Origin of the sequence: Bradyrhizobium sp. A11 (assembly GCF_042077125.1) — a bacterium.
In the GTDB taxonomy this organism is placed as follows: domain Bacteria; phylum Pseudomonadota; class Alphaproteobacteria; order Rhizobiales; family Xanthobacteraceae; genus Bradyrhizobium; species Bradyrhizobium japonicum_B.
Window position 1 is genome coordinate 2,396,400 of sequence record NZ_CP149509.1, and the last position, 18,359, is coordinate 2,414,758.

Below are 18,359 nucleotides of genomic sequence, written 5' to 3' on the forward strand. Positions count from 1 at the left end.
GAAAAGTGCGCAGCGGTTTTCCGGAATGATCATGAGCAGCCGCGGCCTCAGATCGAATCCCAATTGTCCATCGGAAGATCCTTCATCTCGGGATGTTGCTTGAGGATCTGAATGACGTCGATGCCGGGGTGCTCCTTGAGCGCTTCCGCGACGCAATGGTTGACGTATTTGCGGCGCGACAGCCACGCGATCTTCTTGCCCTTGGCTTCGGCCTTGCAGCCGACGATTGCCTGCTTCAGGGCGAACTTCTGTGCCTTGGTCAGCGGCGGAGCGGCAGCTTCGGCCGCGCCGCCGGCAAGAGCGATGGAAATCATGCACGTCGACAGAGCTGTGATCAAACGAGACATGGTGATGCTTCCCCCTGGTTTCCTGTGCCCCTGATGTCTGGCGGTCTTGTCTAGTCCTTGCCCTCGCGCTGGCGTAGATAGTCGTCCGTCGTCCGCGGCGGTGTTCGTTGCGGAACGCCCTTGAATGGATCGAATTGCTGCTCGCTCGTGACGATGACGCGGCAGTCGGCGCACATCCTGAGCGTCTCGACCAGCTTGTCGCCGGCCGGATACATCCAATGGCGGCCCTCGAGCTTGGCTGCGATGCGGTCGATCGTGCTCTTCACGCCGAACGGCGTGCTGCAACGGATGCAGAGCGCCGGCTCCTCCTCCTTGAGAACAGTGGCGGGCGCGCGGGCCGCGCGGAAATCGATCTGCGGCTCGAGGCTGATGACCTTTTCCGGACAGGTGCTCTGGCACAGCCCGCATTGCACGCAGGCATCCTCGATGAACTTCAGCACGGGCCGATCGGGATCGTCCCGTAGCGCGCCGGTCGGGCAGGCCGAGACGCAGGAAAGGCACAGCGTGCAGCCGCTGGCGTCGACGCGGATCGCGCCGATCGGCGCGCCCTGCGGCAGCGCGATCACGTCGACCGGCTGCGGCGCCAGACGATGCAGCTCGCTCAATCCGAAGCGCAAGAGGTCGCGCCGCTTGCCTACGGTCTTGAAGGTCGCGGGCGTCGTCACGGCCGCGAGGGGGCCGATGCCGGTCAAATGCTCGCCGAGCGCGTCGGGATCGTCCGTTTCGATGGTGGCGAGACGGCGGCCGGAAAATCCGAGACCGCTGAGGATCGCCTCGGCCATGCCGATCGTCTGCAACAATCCGCTCACATCGTGGCGCGGCTTGGCGCGCAGCAGATAGCGCACGGCGGAAACGCCGTAGGCGAAGGCGCCGACGATCGCCTCGAGCCCGAGCTGTGTGAGCTCGTTGACGGCAAAGGGAAGCACGTTCGCCGGCAAGCCGTCGCCGTGACGCGCCAGGGCATCGATCAGCGGCGTGCCGTGCGGGCCGTCGTGAAACAGCAGCACGGCGTTCGCGCCGCCCGCCTCGCGGTAAGCGAGCAGCATGGCGCGAATTCGCTGCAGCTGCGTGTCGGCGGGCGGCAGCGTGTAAGATGCAGCGCCGGTCGGACAGGCGGCGGCGCATTGGCCGCAGCCCGCGCAGATATTCGGGTCGATCGCGACATGATCGCCGACGGGCGTGATCGCCCCGGTCGGGCAGAGATCGAGACAGCGATGACAGCCTGTGCGCTTCGAGCGCGAATGGGCGCAAAGAGCGGGCGCGACATCGACATATTTCGGCTTGTCGAAGCTGCCGACGAGATCGCGGGCGGTCAGCACGCCGCGCAGCACCGCCGCGGGATCCTTGGTGTCGGCGCGAAGATAGCCGTCGCGCAAATCGTGAGCGGGAAACAGCGGCACATCGCCGGAAAGATCGAGCACGATGTCGCAGCGCGAGGTGACGCCGCTTCGCGCCGCATCCAGCACGAAGCGATCGCGCGAGGAGGGGCGGGGACGCGCGTAGTCGTCGATCGCAAGCTCGAAGGCGCCGAAATGCCCCTTCGCGGAGCGGATCGTCCCCTTCACGATCGGGAAGACCGTCGCGGCGGGCGGCACCGTATCGTCGAGCTGCTTCAGCATCACGGTGACGTCGAGATGATCGGCAAGCAGGCGGCCGGCCTCGATCGCGGCCTCATCGCGTCCGTAGACCAGGACCACGCCCTCGCTCGACAAGGTGAGAAGCGGATAGTCCGGTGCCTGGACGGAAGCGGACGCGAGCAGGGCCGCCATTTTCGCGCCGGCGCGCGCACCATCGCGCGACCAGCCGGCGGTTTCGCGGGTATTGACGAAACTGATCGCGTCACCCCGGTTGCCGGCCTCGTCCGAGAATTGCGCCGCCTGCTGCGTGCAGGCGACGGTCAAGGTGCCTTCTGCCGCCGCGATCTTGCGGAAATGATCCAGCTCCGCACCGCAGAGATGGCTGAAGCTCTTGATCTCGCTGCCCGGACATCCGCGCCGGATCGCGGCCGCGTCGAGGCGCATCGTGCCTTCGCACGAGCAGATCAGGACGGTCTTCGCTGGCTGCTCCAGGTCAAGCCCTCCGCCATTCGGACGCCGGCGGCGGACTCGCGCCGGCCTCTCGTCTCGTATAGACATTATCCATCGGGAAGAAAAGGAAAGCGGAGGACGGCCTGCCGTCGACCCCAGTGAGCCATGTTTCCCTGGCGGAACCGATTCACCTGCCGCCGCCGTTCACGTTGGTGCGGCTGCGTGAGAGCGGCGACGCCTTTACCCACGCATGCCGCATTGCACCGGAAAGCGGCGCCGGCACGCTCGTCTATGTCGGCCGCTTCGACCTCGCAGAGTTCGCCGTCGTGCTCGAGCCGGCCGAGCCCTTGCGCAGCGCGCGGCGCGCATTCTACGCCGGCATGGTCGCGCTCACCGATGCGCTTCGCGCCTATGCGCCGCCGAGCAAGCCGATCACGATCGGCTGGCCGGATGCGGTCAGGATCGATGGCGGGCTGGTCGGCGGCGGCCGGATGGGGTGGCCTTCCGATGCCGACGAGGATACGCCGCCGCCCTGGCTGGTATTCGCAGCCATGATCCGGACCGTTGCCATGAACGATGACGAACCGGGCGTTCACCCGCTGGCCTCGGCGCTCGATCAGGAAGGCTTTGGCGAGGCCGGCGCGGCGCAGATCACGGAGAGCTTCGCCCGGCACCTGATGCTGGCGCTTGACGGCTGGCGCGTCGATGGGTTTGACAGCCTCGCGCGCGATTATCTCACGCGGATGCCGCGTGAAAGGCAGACGGTTCAGCGCATTGATGATCGCGGCGATCTGCTCACGCGCCGCCTCGGCACGGACAAGAGCGAAAGGAACGATCTCGTGCAGGCGCTCGCGACGCCATCCTGGCTCGATCCGGCTCTCGGAGGGCCACGCCTATGAAGCTCCTGCGCACCATCGCACTCGATCCCTCCGACACCTTCATATTCGACGTGGCGGCGGAGCCGGGCGAATGGGCCGTCTCCGGCGCTTTCCGCTTCTGGGACTGCGACGGATCGAAGCTGGAGGGCAAGCCGCGCGCGGCGTTTCGTGGCGGCTTCCTCGGGGTGCAATCCTGGGGCTGGTCGACGCTGGCGCAGGTCGTTCCGGCGACCGAAGACGATTACCGCGGCCTGGTCGATCTTCTGGCAGGGCAGCTCGTCGATCGTTTCGGCGCGCCGGACATGGCCGTTGCGAGGGCTGCTGCGGAAGAGGAGGTCGCGTTTGCGCAGTCGCTCTGCAGCCATCCGATCAGCGCGCTTATTGCAGTGCACCGCAGCTCGAGCGATGGCGAGGTGCGCGAATCCTTCCGCCGGCTGCAGCTCCGCGAAGGGCAGGGGCACAGCAAGGCATTCTCGTTCATGGAAATGCAGGACGACGTCCAGCCCGACGGCGATCTCAAGCTTGCGGATCTGGGCCGGGAGCCGACCGTCAGATGAACGATTTCTGGATCGCGTGCGGCCATCACCTGCTCGATCGCGACGAGGGCGGCGGGCTTCGCGTCACCGACGAGTTCCTCAAGGCCTATTTTGCCCGGCCTGAGCTGATGCCGCCGGAGGACGCGTGCCCGGTCGAGCGTCGGCTGCACCGCGAACTGCTCGCCGAGCCGCGGCGCATGGTCAGCGCTGACGAGATCGCCGCGATCGTCGATGCCGATGCCCGGGAGAACTGGCGCTTCGTGCTGGCGTTTCGCGATCTCCTGGTGCGGCATCCGACGCTCGAAGCCGCTTATCTCGCATTCGTCCGGTCCGGCGCGAACGATCTGCCGCCGCTGTTCGTCAACCAGCTCGTGCACGTCATCCTGCGCAATGCGCTCGATGGCTGCGATGACCCCTTCGTGCTGCGCGCGGCCGAGCTGTTCTTCCGGATCCAGCGCGTCCTGCCGCATGAGCAGGCCCTGTTGCTCGGCGACGAGGAGATCGTCGGCGGCCGGACCCCGACACCGGTGCTCTCTCTGATGTCGATGCTGGGGGCAACCACCGATGCGACGGTCGAGGTCTTGAGCGAGGACAATGCGCAGGCCTATTGGCAGCGCAGCGACCAGTTCGACATGGCGCTCGACCTCACGCCCGATGGGCGGGGACCTGCGGCGCTGGCCCTGGCGATGACGCGCTGGGTATCCCATCTGCTCGGCATCGACGTGACGATCGAGCCGCTGCGGGCGCTGCAGGACGCCAGGCTGACCTGGTATGTCGGGCTCGACGCCGACGCCACCAGGCTTGGCGATCGTCTTTGGCGCGGCGAGGAGCTCGACGAGCGCAGCGCCGACCGCGTGCTCGCGCTGTTCCGGCTGACCTTTGCAGATTCCAGCCAGGCGCTCGACGATGTCGGGGCTGAGCCGGTCTACCTGATCCTGTCGATGACGTCCGATCAGAAGCTTCGGTTGAAGCCGCAGAATCTGCTGACCGGGCTGCCGGTGAAACGGCTGGAGATGGCGACATGAGCCCTGCGGCGCTGCCGACCCTCTCGATTCCTGTCGGCGTCGTGGTCGAGCGGCGCAAGGCCGCCTCGCCCTGGGTCGATTTCGTCTGGCGCGGGATCGCCGTGCTGCCGGACGAGCCGACCACAAGGCCCTGGACCGTGCTTCGCGAGCAGGACGACACGACCTTGTTCTATGCCGGCAGCGCCGCCATCGAGCTTTATCCGTCCGAAACGGCGCGCTATCGCGACAATCTGGCTTCAGGCAATCCAAGCCTGTGGACCGTGCTGTCGCCATCGGAAGGCGTCTTTCCCTATGCGGTTGCGGCGGTGACCGCCGATCCCGCCGAGGGCGAGGGCTTCACGGAAGCCGCCGACAATCTCGTCGAGGCGGTGCCGATGCCGGAGGCGCTGCTTGAGGCAATTGAAAAGTTCGTTGCCGAGCATCATGTCGAGCGGGAGTTCGTCAAGCGCAAGCGGCGGCGCGCCGACCCGGAGGCACTGGCGCGGCGCGAACCTGAAGGCGGACAGGAATGAGCGAGGAGGAGTTCCTTTCGCGGTGGTCCCGCCGCAAGCGCGAATCGCGGGCGGAGCCGGCGAAGCCTGCCGAGGCGCAGCCCGCGCCGCCGGCCGAGACGGAGAATGCCGAGAGCGAGTTTGATCTCTCCAGCCTGCCGTCGATCGACGAGATCAATGCGGCGACCGACATCACCGCCTTCCTCAGCAAGAACATTCCACAGGAGTTGAGCCGTGCGGCTCTTCGCCGCGCCTGGGCGACCGATCCCGCCATTCGCGACTTCGTCGGGCTTGCGGAGAACGCATGGGACTTCAACGACCCGACTGCGATGCCGGGCTTTGGGCCACTGGATTGCTCCTCGGAGGAATTGGCCGCGCTTGTCGATCGCGTCGTCGGCGGTGTGCGTGAGGCACTGCAATCTGCTCCGGATGCCTTGATCGAAGCAGCGGATTCTTCGCCGCAATTGCATCAGGCCGATGTGGCAGCGGCCGCCGATCTCGACGAGCCGCCGGAGGCGACAGATCCATTGGCAATCCCTGTTGCAATGCAACCGAGCGCGGTTGACCGATCGATCGACCATGCTGAGCCGATCAGGGCCCGCACTCATGGAGGCGCGTTGCCGCGCTGAGCAACGCGACCAAAGGCTATAGGATAAGCCTATGGGGAGCGATTGACCGCCCGCGGAACCCGGATTACGCTTGCCTACTGCTTTGTAACAAAAGCGATAATCAAGCAGACGGGACTTGGATGGGAGGTCCACGTGCGTGATGACGGGCTTGATCGCGCGATTGATGCCGCAGGCGGCATCGCTCAACTTGCGCGCAAAATCGGGATCAGCCAGCCCTCCGTCTCGAACTGGACTCGCGTGCCCGCACAGCGGGTCATCGCCGTCGAAACCGCGACCGGTGTTTCCCGAAACGACCTGCGGCCCGATCTTTACTGCGAGCACACTGAAGCCACTGAGCTGGTCGACCCCGTCGATGCCGCGCGCGCGCAGGAATACGCGCTGCTGGCGACGCTGCTGTCTGCGCCTCCGTCGAAACGTCTGCTCGATCGACTCGCTGCGCTGACGGGTGATGCAACGCCGCTCGGGCGCGCGCATGCGGCGCTGGCCGACGCCGCCGCGAGCGCGGTCGCAGCGCAAGTCGAGCGCGAGTATTTCGATCTGTTCGTCGGTCTGGGCCGCGGCGAATTGTTGCCCTACGCGTCCTATTACCTGACGGGTTTCCTGAACGAACGGCCGTTGTCGCGCCTGCGCGCCGATCTGACGGCGCTCGGCATCGAGCGGATCGCCAACAATTCCGAACCTGAGGATCACGCCGCCATCCTGTGCGAGATCATGTCGGGACTTGCCGACGGCAGCTTCGATGCTTCGCCCGAGGCGCAGCGCGCATTCTTCGAAAAGCACGTGTCGCCTTGGATGGGGCGGCTGTTCGCCGACATGGAGAGTGCCGGCAGCGTCCGCTTCTATCGGGCGGTCGGCGCGCTCGGGCGCACCTTCATCGAGATCGAGACGGAAGCATTCACATTCGCCAACTGATCGACGCGGGTCGGTCCGGGAGAGATGCGATGAGTGACGAGACGAAAGCAAAGGTCGGACGCCGCGACTTCCTTCGCAAGGTCGGCATCGGCACGGTCGGCGCCGGCGCGACGCTTGCGACGCCGCTGGTCGGGTCCGCGCAGGCGGACAGCGAAAACAACGATGAAAAGCGCAAGGCGCGCTACAAGGAATCCGATCACGTCAAGACGTTCTACCGCGTCAACCGTTATCCGGCCTGACAGGGAGGCTGCCCGTGCTTATCAAGCGAACACACCAGCGGTCCGATCGCCGCGGCTCCGTCGCCGAAACCCTCGCAGGCCAGGGCGGCGGACTTGACCGCCGTACGTTCCTGCGCAGGTCCGGCCTTGCCGGCGGCGCTCTTGCTGCGCTCGGTACCATGCCGGTCGGCAGCGTGCGCAAGGCGGAAGCGGCGGCTGCCGGTCCGCTCGCGGCCGGCGCCGTGGTCAAGAAGAGCATCTGCACGCACTGCGCGGTGGGCTGCACCGTGACGGCGGAAGTGCTCAATGGAGTCTGGATCGGGCAGGAGCCGAGCTGGGATTCGCCGATCAACCGCGGCTCTCATTGCGCCAAGGGTGCCTCGGTGCGCGAGCTCGTGCACAGCGATCGCCGGCTGCGCTATCCGATGAAGCTCGTGAACGGGCAGTGGACGCGCGTGTCTTGGGACACCGCGGTGAACGAGATCGGCGACAAGCTGCTTCAGGTCCGGGAGAAGTCGGGCAGCGATTCGGTCTACTGGCTCGGCTCGGCCAAGATGACCAACGAGGGCTCCTACCTGTTCCGCAAGCTCGGCGCGTTCTGGGGCACCAACAACACCGACCATCAGGCGCGAATCTGTCACTCCACCACCGTCACCGGCGTTGCCAATACCTGGGGCTACGGCGCGATGACGAACAGCATCAACGACATGCGCAACTCCAAGACGATGCTGTTCATCGGCAGCAACGCGGCGGAAGCGCATCCCGTCAGCATGCAGCACCTGCTCGAAGGCAAGGAGCTCAACAAGGCGAACTTCATCGTCTTCGACCCGCGCCTGACCCGCACCGCGGCGCATGCCACCGAATATGTCCGGATCCGTCCCGGCACCGACATTCCCGTCCTCTACGGCATGATGTGGCACATCCTGAAGAACGGCTGGGAGGACAAGGAGTTCATCGCCCAGCGCGTCTACGGTTTCGACGACCTGCGCAAGGAGGTCGAGAAGTGGAATCCGCAGGAGGTCGAGCGCGTCACCGGCGTGCCCGCCGCGCAGCTCGAGCGCGTCGCCAAGATGTTCGCGACGGTCAAGCCGGCGACCATCATCTGGTGCATGGGGCAAACGCAGCACACCGTCGGCACGGCCAATGTGCGGGCGAGCTGCATCGCGCTGCTGATGACCGGCAACATCGGCAAGTCCGGGGCCGGCGCCAACATCCTGCGCGGCCATGACAACGTGCAAGGCGCGACCGATGTCGGCCTCGATATCGTGACTCTGCCGTTCTATTACGGCCTGGCGGAAGGCGCCTGGAAGCACTGGTCCCGGGTCTGGGAGGTCGATTACGAGTACCTGGTCTCGCGCTTCGACGAGAAGAAGCAGATGGAGACCCCAGGCATCCCGCTGACGCGGTGGTTCGATGCCGCGCTGCTGCCGAAGGCCGACGTCGCGCAGAAGGACAACGTCAAGGCCGTCTTCGTGCAAGGCCATGCCAGCAACAGCATCACCCGCATTCCGGAATCGATGAAGGGCCTGAAGGCGCTGGAGCTGCTGGTGATCGCCGATCCGCATCCGACGACGTGGGCGTCTCTGGCGGTCGAGGCCGGGCGCAAGGACGGCGTCTATATCCTGCCGGTGGCGACGCAGTTCGAGTGCGCGGGATCACGCGTCGCATCCAACCGCTCGATGCAGTGGGGCGAGCAGATCGTCAAGCCGATCTTCGAATCCAAGGACGACCTCGAGATCATCTACCTGATGGCGAAGAAGCTCGGCTTCGCCGACAAGATGTTCAAGAACATCAAGGTCGAGAGCAACCTCCCCGTTGCCGAGGACGTGCTGCGCGAGATCAACCGCGGAAGCTGGTCGACCGGCTATTGCGGCCAGTCGCCCGAGCGCATCAAGGCGCACATGAAGAACCAGCACAAGTTCGACCTGGTGACGATGCGCGCGCCGAAGGACGATCCGGAGGTCGGCGGCGACTATTACGGCCTGCCTTGGCCGTGTTGGGGCTCACCCGAGGTGAGGCATCCCGGCTCGCCGCTGCTCTACAACAACAACCTGCATGTCATGGATGGCGGCGGCGCCTTCCGCCCACGCTTCGGTATCGAGCGCGAGGAAAAGCTGCCGGACGGCACGACGCGCAAGGTGAGCCTGCTCGCCGAGAAATCCTTCTCCAAGGGCTCGGATATCCAGGACGGCTATCCCGAGTTCACGCTGGCGAGCCTGAAGAAGCTCGGTTGGGACACGGATCTGACCGAAGCCGAAATGGCGACGATCCAGAGGGTCAACCCGGCCAATCCGGACGCGGTGTCCTGGGCGCTCGACCTTTCCGGCGGCATCCAGCGCGTCGCGCTGAAGCACGGCTGCGTGCCGTTCGGCAACGGCAAGGCGCGCATGAATGCGTTCGGCTTGCCGGACCCGATCCCGGTCCATCGCGAGCCGATCTACACGCCGCGCGTCGATCTCGTCGAGAAATATCCGACATTGCCCGATGCCAGGCAGTTCCGCCTGCCCAATATCGGCTTCTCCGTTCAGAAGGCGGCGGTGGAGAAGGGCATCGCAAAGCAATTCCCGCTGATCCTCTCCTCGGGACGTCTCGTCGAATACGAAGGCGGCGGCGAGGAGACCCGCACCAATCCCTGGCTCGCCGAATTGCAGCAGGACATGTTCATCGAGATCAGCCCGGCCGATGCCGCCGATCGCGGCATCAAGGACGGCGGCTGGGTCTGGGTGAGCGGCGCCGAGAACAATTCGCGCGCCAGGATGAAGGCGCTGGTGACCGAACGCGTCGGCAAGGGCGTCGCCTGGATGCCGTTCCATTTCGGCGGCTGGCTCGGCGGCGTCGACCTGCGCAAGAACTATCCCGCCGGCACCGATCCGATCGTGCTGGGCGAGAGCGCCAACACGATCACGAGCTACGGTTACGATCCTGCAACGGGCATGCAGGAGCCGAAGGTTACGCTTTGTCAGATCGTCGCAGCCTGAGAGGAGCACGCACATGGCTCGGATGAAATTTCTCTGCGACGCTGATCGCTGCATCGAGTGCAACGCCTGCGTCACCGCCTGCAAGAACGAGCACGAGGTGCCGTGGGGCATCAACAGGCGCCGCGTCGTCACCATCAACGACGGCAAGCCGGGCGAGCGATCGATCTCGATGGCCTGCATGCACTGCACGGACGCGCCCTGCGCGGCCGTGTGCCCGGTGAACTGCTTCTACACCACGGCCGATGCCGTGGTGCTGCACTCCAAGGATCTCTGCATCGGCTGCGGCTATTGCTTCTACGCCTGCCCGTTCGGCGCGCCGCAATACCCGAAGGTCGGCAACTTCGGCTCGCGCGGCAAGATGGACAAATGCACCTATTGCGCCGGCGGCCCCGAGGCCGACGGCAGCAAGGAGGAATACGAGAAATACGGCGCGAACCGGCTGGCCGAAGGCAAGCTGCCGCTCTGTGCCGAAATGTGCTCGACCAAGTCGTTGCTTGCAGGCGACGGCGAGATCATTGCGCAGATCTACAAGGAGCGCGTCATGAAGCGCGGCTATGGCTCGGGCGCCTGGGGCTGGAAGACCGCTTATCGCGAGACGATCGAGTCCTGACATGGGCAGTCGCAACATGGATGGTCGACGGGCGCGCAATACCGGGGAGGACGTCATGGCGTCGTTTGGAAGGTTCGTTCGTCTGGCGCTGGGCGCCTTCGCGCTGCTTCTCCTGGTCACGGCGGTGCCCGCCGGCGCACAACAGGTCAATCCGACCGCTAGCGCGGTCAAGGAGGAGCAGCTTCTGCAGGAGCTCAACCGGATTCAGGGTCGTGTCAGCATCCCCGATCGGAATTCCGGCGTTCTCGAGCAGCCGCAGGGACGGGAGTGGCGCGAGTTCCGGAATGTGACGCTGCGCTGGATCGGCGGCATCGCCATCCTCGGCATGATCGCGATCATCGTGATCTTCTATCTCACCGTCGGCATGGTGCGCCTCGAGGCCGGGCGGTCGGGCCGCACCATCGTGCGCTTCAACGCGTTCGAGCGGTTCGTGCACTGGCTGACGGCGACCTGCTTCATCGTCCTGGCGATTTCGGGGCTGAACATCACGTTCGGCCGACCCCTGCTGCTGCCGCTGATCGGCTTCGAGGCTTTCTCGGAATGGTCGCAATGGGCGAAGTTCGCCCATAATTACCTGAGCTTCCCGTTCACTCTCGGTGTCATCCTGATCTTCCTGATGTGGATCGGCGGCAACATCCCCAACAAGGTGGATATCGAATGGGCCAAGCGCGGCGGCGGCTTGATCGGGCATGACCATCCGCCGGCCTATCGCTTCAACGGCGGCCAGAAGATGATCTACTGGATCGTCGTAGTCGGCGGCGCTCTCGTCGCGACGAGCGGCTATGCGCTGATGTTCCCGTTCTACGGGACGGGAATCGAGGGCATGCAAATGGCCCAGATCGTCCACTCGATCGTGGCGGTCCTGTTCGTCGCGGCGATGATCGCGCACATCTATATCGGCACCATCGGGATGGAAGGTGCGTTCGAGGCCATGGGCTCGGGCGAGGTCGACGTCAACTGGGCGCGCGAGCACCACAGGCTCTGGCTCGAGCAGCAGAACGCGCGAACCGGACCGAACGACGGACGGCCGCAGCCCGCAACCGCGCCGGCGGAGTAGAGCGCCGCCTGAACGCGGTCAGCCGGCTATGGGGCCGGCTCCTTGCCAAACAAGACGGAACGGTCCTGGATGTCCTGTTCGTGGAGCCGGGCCGTTTGGCCTGTCTGCATGTCCTGAATGGACGCCATGCCGTTTTGACCGGAGCCGAACAAGGCTTGCGATCTGAGCATGGTGCTGGCCGCACCGGCCAGAGCGAGGGCTGCAATGAGCGAGAGCAGGACGCGGTTCATGCGCATCTCCGTCGGCCAATTCCACCCGACATGATCAATACATCCGCATCGTCCCGTTGGATGTGAGCCACTTCACAGCGATCGGTTCCATGTTCGTTGAGCGGCCAACGCGCTCCGCGCGATTGCGCTCTCTATTCTCTCTGCCGAATTTCAGCAGCGCTGATTTGGAATCTTTCAAAGAAGAACTTTGGAATCTTTCCAGATCGCAACGCGACCACATCGCATGATCGAGACATTCTAAATCGCCGTGCACGCATTTGCGTTGCCGTCACGAGAGCGTGTTTCTAAAGAGGCGATGCAGATTGCTGAGCATCGATGTTGCAGGCGAAGGCCGTCAACGCGAAGCGTGAGGCTGCGGACGATTTGGTTGAAGGCCACAAGTGCCGGCCGCGTTCGGACGCGAAGAGCGATGATCCGTCATCGTCCCGCGCGCCGAGCGACCGCTCACGGTGGGTTACGTGCTATTGATGAAGGACTTTCTTGAAATGCGGCGTACGGGTGGGGTCGGTACGGTAGCTCGCTTTGCTGCGGCGCTGCTGGGTGGCGTGGCGTTGCTGGCGTGGTTCGAATCGCCTGCTCGGTCTCAAACAGCGCAAGGCGGCAGCACGCTTCCACCCGTCACCGTCGATGCGCCGGCGCAGCAAGCGGCTCGCCGTGCGCCAACAAGGAGAAGCGACGCCCGCGTCCGATCGACGCCGCGGCGCGCGCCGCAGGCCCCGACCGTCGCGGTGCAGTCGCAACCGAGTGTCGTGACCGAATTCGCCGGCGGCCAGGTCGCTCAAGGCGCGCGGCTTGGACTGCTCGGAAATACCAGCACGATGAAGTCGCCATTCAACGCGACGAGCTACACGGACAAATTCATTCGGGATCAGCAGGCGGCAACGGGTGCGGATGCCTTGATCCTCGATCCGTCCGTGCGAAGCTCGCATCCGACGGGCGGCGTGGTGGACTCCTTCAACATTCGTGGATTTCCGATCAACGAAGGCAACAACGGTGAATTCGCCTTCGAGGGTCTTTACGGAATCGCGCCGTCATATCGCATCTTCACTGACTACGTCGAGCGCATAGAGGTGCTCAAAGGTCCCTCGGCCGCGCTCTCCGGCATGGCGCCCAATGGCGGCGTGGGCGGGGTCATCAACATCGTGCCCAAGCGCGCGGAAGAGGACCTGACGCGCCTGACCGCAAGCTACGGCTCGACTGCACGTTTCGGCGGGCACTGGGATGTTGCGCGGCGCTACGGCGACGGCAAGGAATGGGGCGTGCGCGCGAGCGGGAGCGTCCGCGGCGGCGACACGCCGATCGATCGCCAATCCGAGGCGACAGGTGTCGGATCGCTGGCTCTGGACTATCGGGGCGAACGGTTCAGGTCCTGGCTCTATCTGATCACGCAGACCGATCGGTTCGATGCGCCGTCACGTCCCTTCCTGATGGCTCCCGGCCTGCAGGTGCCGAAGGCGCCGGACGGCCGGCTGAACGTCACCCAGCCCTGGGAATGGTCGCACATCACCGACCAATCCGCCTTGCTGAAGACCGAGTACGATGTCAGCGACCAGGTCACGCTGTTTGCGGATGTCGGCGGATCCCGCACCAATGTCGAGCGGTTCTTCGGCCTTCCGACGATCGTCAACGCCAACGGCAACACAACCTCCACGCCCCAATTCTTCGGACTTAGCATCGATCGAAGCACCTATGATGGCGGTGTTCGCGCCCGTTTCGATACCGGCTTCGTCCATCACGCCGTGGCCTTCCAGGCTTCGGTTTATCACGACGCGCTGCACCGGCGGCTGACCAATGGCAGCCCGGTCACGTCGAACATCTACAATCCGACCGTCGCGCCGACACAGTTCGCCAACGAGATCAGCGACCGCCCGCGGCTCTCGGACAGCGAGCTCACCGGTCTCTCCATCGCCGACACCTTGTCCGTGCTCGACGAGCGTGTGCTGCTGACCCTGGGTGTCCGGCGCCAGGGCATCGAGGCGCACAACTATGCCTCCAATGTCGGGACGCTGACGTCGTCCTACGACAAGACCGCGGTTACCCCGGTGGTCGGCCTCGTCGTCCGTCCCGTGGAGAATGTCTCCCTGTACGCGAACTACGTCGAAGGCCTCGCGCGAGGCGACGTGGCTCCCCAGACCGCATCCAATTTCGGCGAGGTGTTGCAGCCCTACGTCGCCAAGCAGTACGAAGCCGGCGTCAAGGTGGACTTCGGCCGGATCGCAACGACCTTCAGCGCCTTCCAGATCTCGAAGGCGAGCGGCGAGCTGTCCGCCGGGCGCTTCGCGGCGACCGCCGAACAGCAAGTCCGCGGGCTCGAGCTCAACGTCTACGGCGAGCTCATGCCGGATGTGCGCGTGCTCGGAGGCGTTTCGCTGCTGGATGGCACGCTGACGAAGACTGCCGTCGCGGCCAATGTGGGTCACACGCCGATCGGCGTTCCGAACATTCAGGCCAATATCGGCATGGAATGGGATCTGCCGTGGATGAGAGAGCTCACGTTGAACGGAGCCGTCATCTACACCGGCAGGCAGTTCATCGACACCGCCAACAAGCAGCCGATCCCGGAGTGGACGCGGCTCGATCTCGGCGCCCGCTACACCACGGCGATCAACGGCAGGAAGACGGTCTTCCGCGCCAACATCCAGAACGTGACCGGCGAGAGCTACTGGTCCAGCGTGGCCTCGTTCGGAACGTTCTTCCTGGGAGCACCACGCACCTATCTGCTGTCGATGACCGTGGACATGTGAAACGGCTCCGGCCGCGCGTGACGGCGGTCGCGGGAGTCGTGGGCGACGCGCCCGTGGAGCGGTCAACTTGGTCGGCCAAGTGGATACTTGCTTGCCAATCGGCGCAGCTCATCCCGCGCCGGCGCGGCGTCGCGCCGGAATCTTAAATCGTCTGTTGAATCAATGAGGTAGCTTTCCCATCCGTGCGCCTTCCGGCCGTCAGGTCGAAAGTGGCGCGGCTCTTGCTCTTGCCAGTATGAGGGTTCTTGATAAACGTCATACTGTGGGACGGGACGGATGGAGCAAGCGGTGAGGCGGAGTTTGCGGGCGATCGAATCCGGCACGCTGGTGCTGTTCGGCGGGCTCGTCGCCGCCAACATCGCGGCATGGGCCTGGGCCTTCGCCCTGTTCGGCGACCGGCCGACGGTGCTGGCGACGGCGCTGCTGGCCTGGGTGTTCGGCCTGCGCCACGCCGTCGACGCCGATCACATCGCCGCCATCGACAACGTCGTGCGCAAGCTGATGCAGACGGGTGGCGCGCCGCAGAGCGTCGGCCTCTATTTTGCGCTCGGCCATTCTACAATTGTCGTGGTCGCGACCATATTGCTTGCGTTCGGCGTGGTGAGCCTTGGCGGCGACAGCCTGCTCCGGGAGATCGGCGGCCTGATCGGCACGTCGGTGTCGGCGCTGTTCCTGCTCGTGATCGCGGCCATCAATCTCGTCATCTTCGTCGGCCTGTGGCGGACGTTTCGCGCTGCACGGGAGCAGGGGGTTCACGACGCCGAAGGGCTGGAGAGGCTGCTCGCCAGTCGCGGCGTCCTCGCCCGACTGCTCGGGCCGCTGTTCCGCCTGGTCACGAAGCCCTGGCACATGTATCCGCTCGGATTCCTGTTTGGACTGGGGTTCGACACGGCGACCGAGATCGGCCTGCTCAGCATCTCCGCCACCGAAGCCGCGCGCGGCGCTTCGGTCGGGGACATCCTGGTCTTCCCTGCGCTGTTCGCGGCCGGCATGGCGCTGGTCGACACTGCCGATTCCGCGCTGATGGTGAGCGCCTATCGCTGGGCGTTCGTCGATCCCTTGCGGAAGCTCTGGTACAACCTCACGATCACCGGCGCCTCCGTGGCGGTCGCGCTGCTGATCGGCGGCATCGAGGCGCTCGGCCTGGCCGCCGACCGGCTCGGCCTGTCGGGGACCATGTGGACACTGGTCGAGGGCCTCAACGAGTCGCTCGCCAATGTCGGCTTCGCCGTGGTCGCGCTGTTTGCGATCGCCTGGCTGGTCTCGGTCGTGCTCTATCGTCGTATTTTCGGGAGCAGCCGGCACCTGGCCTCAGCGGAAGCTCTGGAATGCGCCGATGCGACCGAAGCGGCGTGAGCCCGGTCGTGGCGGCGCGCTGACGGCACTCTCGGCCCTGCTGCTGCTCGCCGACGACGGCCGCGCCCTGGCGCAGAGCAGTCCCACCTCGCGTGAGCTGCCGCCAATCGAGATTGCTGGCGGCGAAACGCCGGCGCGAAAGAAGCCGGCTGCAGCGCGCCGCGCCGCCAAGCCGCCCGCGGCGGGCCACCGCATCCTTGTGTATCCAGCGGCGGCGCCTGGTGCGGACGTCCGCAGCGTTGCCTCGGGGGCAAAGGGCCAGCCCGGCATGGCCAGCGAGATCACCGTCTCGGGCGAGGAGCTCAACGCCCGCCCTTTCACGCGGCCGGGCGAAGCGCTCGAAGCGGTGCCGGGTCTCATCGTGACGCAGCATTCCGGCGAGGGCAAAGCCAACCAGTATTTCCTGCGCGGCTACAATCTCGATCATGGGACCGACCTTGCCATCAGCGTCGACGGCGTCCCCGTCAACATGCGCACCCATGGGCACGGCCAGGGCTATGCCGATCTCAACTGGCTGATCCCGGAAACCATCGCAGCCGTGGACGTGCGCAAGGGCCCTTACTTCGCCGACGAAGGCGATTTCGCCTCGGTCGGCAGCGTCCATGTCGGCCTGATCGATCGCACCAGGACACTGGGGCAGGTCACCGTCGGCAGCTTCGGTTACCGCCGCATGCTCGGCATGGATTCCGCGAAGCTCGGCGACGGCACGTTGCTCGTGGCCGGCGAGATCGGCACCTACAACGGTCCGTGGGACAATCCGGACAATGTGCGAAAGCTCAACGGTCTCGTGCGCTACAGCCAGGGCACCGCGACCGATGGCGTGTCCGTCACCGGCATGGCTTACACCAACGCCTGGAATTCGACCGATCAGGTGCCGCAGCGTGCGATCACCGGCGGCTTGCTCGATCGGTTCGGTTCGGAAGATCCGACCGACGGCGGCAATGCCAACCGGTTTGCATTGTCAGGCCGCATTGCGCAGACCGACGAACTCGGCTCCTGGCGAGCGAACGCCTATGTGGTGAAGAGCCAGCTCGATCTCTTCAACAATTTCACCTACTTCCTCAGCGATCCCGTGCTCGGCGATCAGTTTCACCAGCACGACGATCGCCTGATGGCGGGCGCCAATGTCTCGCGCACGCTGGACGGCTCGCTTGCCGGCCTGCCGATGCAGACCACCCTCGGCCTGCAATCGCGTTATGATGCGATCGATCTCGCGCTCACCAACACCTTCCAGCGCGGCTTCCTCTCCAACGTCCGCAGCGACAAGGTCGGCGAGGGCAGCGTCGGCCTCTATGCCGAGAACACGGTGCGCTGGACCGACTGGCTCAGAACGACGGTGGGCTGGCGCGGCGACTATTATGCCGCCGACGTCACCTCGCGGTTCAATGCCGACAATTCCGGCCGCGCCGACGCCGCGCTCGGCAGCCCGAAATTCAGGATGGTGCTCGGTCCGTTCCGCCAGACCGAGTTCTTCCTCGGCGCCGGCTACGGCATGCACTCCAACGACGCCCGCGGCGCGACCACGACCGAGGACCCCAGCGATCCCGCGACGAGGCTCACGCCGTCGCCGCTCCTGGTGCGGACCAAGGGCGCGGAGGTCGGCGTGCGCAGCAGGATCGTTCCCGGCCTGGACACCTCGCTCAGCGTCTTCATCCTGGATCAGGATTCCGAGATCCTGTTCGCGGGCGATGCCGGCGACACGTCGGCGACGCGCGCCAGCCGCCGCTACGGCTTTGAATGGACCAACCATTATCGGCCGAGATCGTGGATCGACATCGATGCCGATCTCGCCATGACCCATGCCCGCTTCCGCGGCTATGACAGCGAGCAGGCCGAGGTCTATGCCTCGCTCGCCGGCTATCCCGAGGCGCAGATCGGCAATGCACCCGGCAACTACATTCCGAACGCGCCGGCGATGGTGGCGTCGGCCGGCGTCACGCTGGGCGAGAGGACCGGCTGGTTCGGAACCTTGCGCTGGCGCTATCTGGCGTCGAGCCCGCTGACGGAGGACAACGCGTTCCGCTCCTCCGCGACCAGCATCTTCAACGGCCGTCTCGGCTATCGCATGGACAACGGCTGGCGCCTCCAGCTCGACGTGCTCAACCTCTTCAACACCAGGGCGAACCAGATCACCTATGCCTATGGCTCGCTGCTCAAGACCGATACGCTCTACAACCTCTGCACATCGGGCACCGCGCCGGCTTCGGTCTGTCAGAATGGCGTGATGGACTACGTGCTGCATCCCGTGGAGCCGTTGACGTTCCGGGTTACCATCGCCGGGGCGTTCTAGGTTCGCGCGGGTCGCGCATCCGGGATTGCTG

16 protein-coding genes are annotated in these 18,359 nt (G+C 65.3%); 13 read left to right on the top strand and 3 right to left on the bottom strand.

Annotated features, from left to right (window positions below):
• Window positions 1-47: 47 nt before the first annotated feature.
• On the bottom strand, window positions 48-347 hold the full coding sequence (locus WI560_RS11005; RefSeq protein ID WP_375308017.1) for a hypothetical protein: 300 nt from the start codon (window positions 345-347) through the stop codon (window positions 48-50).
• A gap of 50 nt (window positions 348-397) precedes the next feature.
• Complete coding sequence (locus WI560_RS11010; RefSeq protein ID WP_375308018.1) at window positions 398-2,368, bottom strand: 4Fe-4S binding protein; 1,971 nt, start codon at window positions 2,366-2,368, stop codon at window positions 398-400.
• 164 nt (window positions 2,369-2,532) lie between these two features.
• On the opposite strand from WI560_RS11010, the gene WI560_RS11015 reads away from it, so the two are divergent.
• The 10 genes from WI560_RS11015 to WI560_RS11060 all read left to right on the top strand — a co-directional run bounded on the left by WI560_RS11015 (window position 2,533) and on the right by WI560_RS11060 (window position 11,708).
• A complete protein-coding gene (locus WI560_RS11015; protein ID WP_375308019.1) occupies window positions 2,533-3,273 on the top strand; it encodes a biotin/lipoate--protein ligase family protein in 741 nt (246 codons plus the stop codon).
• On the top strand, window positions 3,270-3,809 hold the full coding sequence (locus tag WI560_RS11020) for a DUF6505 family protein (protein ID WP_375308020.1): 540 nt from the start codon (window positions 3,270-3,272) through the stop codon (window positions 3,807-3,809). The genes WI560_RS11015 and WI560_RS11020 overlap by 4 nt, the downstream gene beginning before the upstream one ends.
• On the top strand, window positions 3,806-4,813 hold the full coding sequence (locus tag WI560_RS11025) for a DUF6352 family protein (protein ID WP_375308021.1): 1,008 nt from the start codon (window positions 3,806-3,808) through the stop codon (window positions 4,811-4,813). The genes WI560_RS11020 and WI560_RS11025 overlap by 4 nt, the downstream gene beginning before the upstream one ends.
• Window positions 4,810-5,325, top strand: a complete 516-nt coding sequence (locus WI560_RS11030; RefSeq protein ID WP_257177701.1) for a DUF3305 domain-containing protein — start codon at window positions 4,810-4,812, stop codon at window positions 5,323-5,325. The genes WI560_RS11025 and WI560_RS11030 overlap by 4 nt, the downstream gene beginning before the upstream one ends.
• Complete coding sequence (locus WI560_RS11035) at window positions 5,322-5,933, top strand: DUF3306 domain-containing protein (protein ID WP_375308022.1); 612 nt, start codon at window positions 5,322-5,324, stop codon at window positions 5,931-5,933. The genes WI560_RS11030 and WI560_RS11035 overlap by 4 nt, the downstream gene beginning before the upstream one ends.
• A gap of 132 nt (window positions 5,934-6,065) precedes the next feature.
• The gene (locus tag WI560_RS11040; protein WP_375308816.1) at window positions 6,066-6,845 is read left to right on the top strand and encodes a molecular chaperone TorD family protein; all 780 of its coding nucleotides are present in this window, start codon (window positions 6,066-6,068) and stop codon (window positions 6,843-6,845) included.
• Window positions 6,846-6,874: 29 nt separating this feature from the next.
• Window positions 6,875-7,084: a twin-arginine translocation signal domain-containing protein gene (locus WI560_RS11045; RefSeq protein WP_008553089.1), complete on the top strand. Its 210-nt coding sequence runs from the start codon at window positions 6,875-6,877 to the stop codon at window positions 7,082-7,084.
• 14 nt (window positions 7,085-7,098) lie between these two features.
• Window positions 7,099-10,041 (top strand): formate dehydrogenase subunit alpha, encoded by a 2,943-nt coding sequence (locus WI560_RS11050; RefSeq protein WP_375308023.1) that lies wholly within the window; start codon window positions 7,099-7,101, stop codon window positions 10,039-10,041.
• 13 nt (window positions 10,042-10,054) lie between these two features.
• Window positions 10,055-10,651 (top strand): formate dehydrogenase FDH3 subunit beta, encoded by a 597-nt coding sequence (fdh3B, locus tag WI560_RS11055; protein WP_027571966.1) that lies wholly within the window; start codon window positions 10,055-10,057, stop codon window positions 10,649-10,651.
• 55 nt (window positions 10,652-10,706) lie between these two features.
• Window positions 10,707-11,708 (top strand): formate dehydrogenase subunit gamma, encoded by a 1,002-nt coding sequence (locus WI560_RS11060; RefSeq protein ID WP_375308024.1) that lies wholly within the window; start codon window positions 10,707-10,709, stop codon window positions 11,706-11,708.
• 26 nt (window positions 11,709-11,734) lie between these two features.
• Here WI560_RS11060 and WI560_RS11065 read toward each other — a convergent pair whose 3' ends face one another.
• A complete protein-coding gene (locus WI560_RS11065; RefSeq protein ID WP_375308025.1) occupies window positions 11,735-11,938 on the bottom strand; it encodes a hypothetical protein in 204 nt (67 codons plus the stop codon).
• 485 nt (window positions 11,939-12,423) lie between these two features.
• Between WI560_RS11065 and WI560_RS11070 the strand changes: the two genes are divergently transcribed.
• The 3 genes from WI560_RS11070 (at window position 12,424) to WI560_RS11080 (ending at window position 18,328) form a co-directional block, all read left to right on the top strand.
• Window positions 12,424-14,682, top strand: a complete 2,259-nt coding sequence (locus WI560_RS11070) for a TonB-dependent receptor (protein WP_375308026.1) — start codon at window positions 12,424-12,426, stop codon at window positions 14,680-14,682.
• A 276-nt stretch (window positions 14,683-14,958) separates the two neighbouring features.
• On the top strand, window positions 14,959-16,038 hold the full coding sequence (locus tag WI560_RS11075) for a HoxN/HupN/NixA family nickel/cobalt transporter (protein WP_375308027.1): 1,080 nt from the start codon (window positions 14,959-14,961) through the stop codon (window positions 16,036-16,038).
• Window positions 16,019-18,328, top strand: coding sequence for a TonB-dependent receptor (locus tag WI560_RS11080; protein WP_375308028.1), 2,310 nt, complete (start codon window positions 16,019-16,021; stop codon window positions 18,326-18,328). The genes WI560_RS11075 and WI560_RS11080 overlap by 20 nt, the downstream gene beginning before the upstream one ends.
• The last annotated feature ends 31 nt before the right edge of the window (window positions 18,329-18,359 follow it).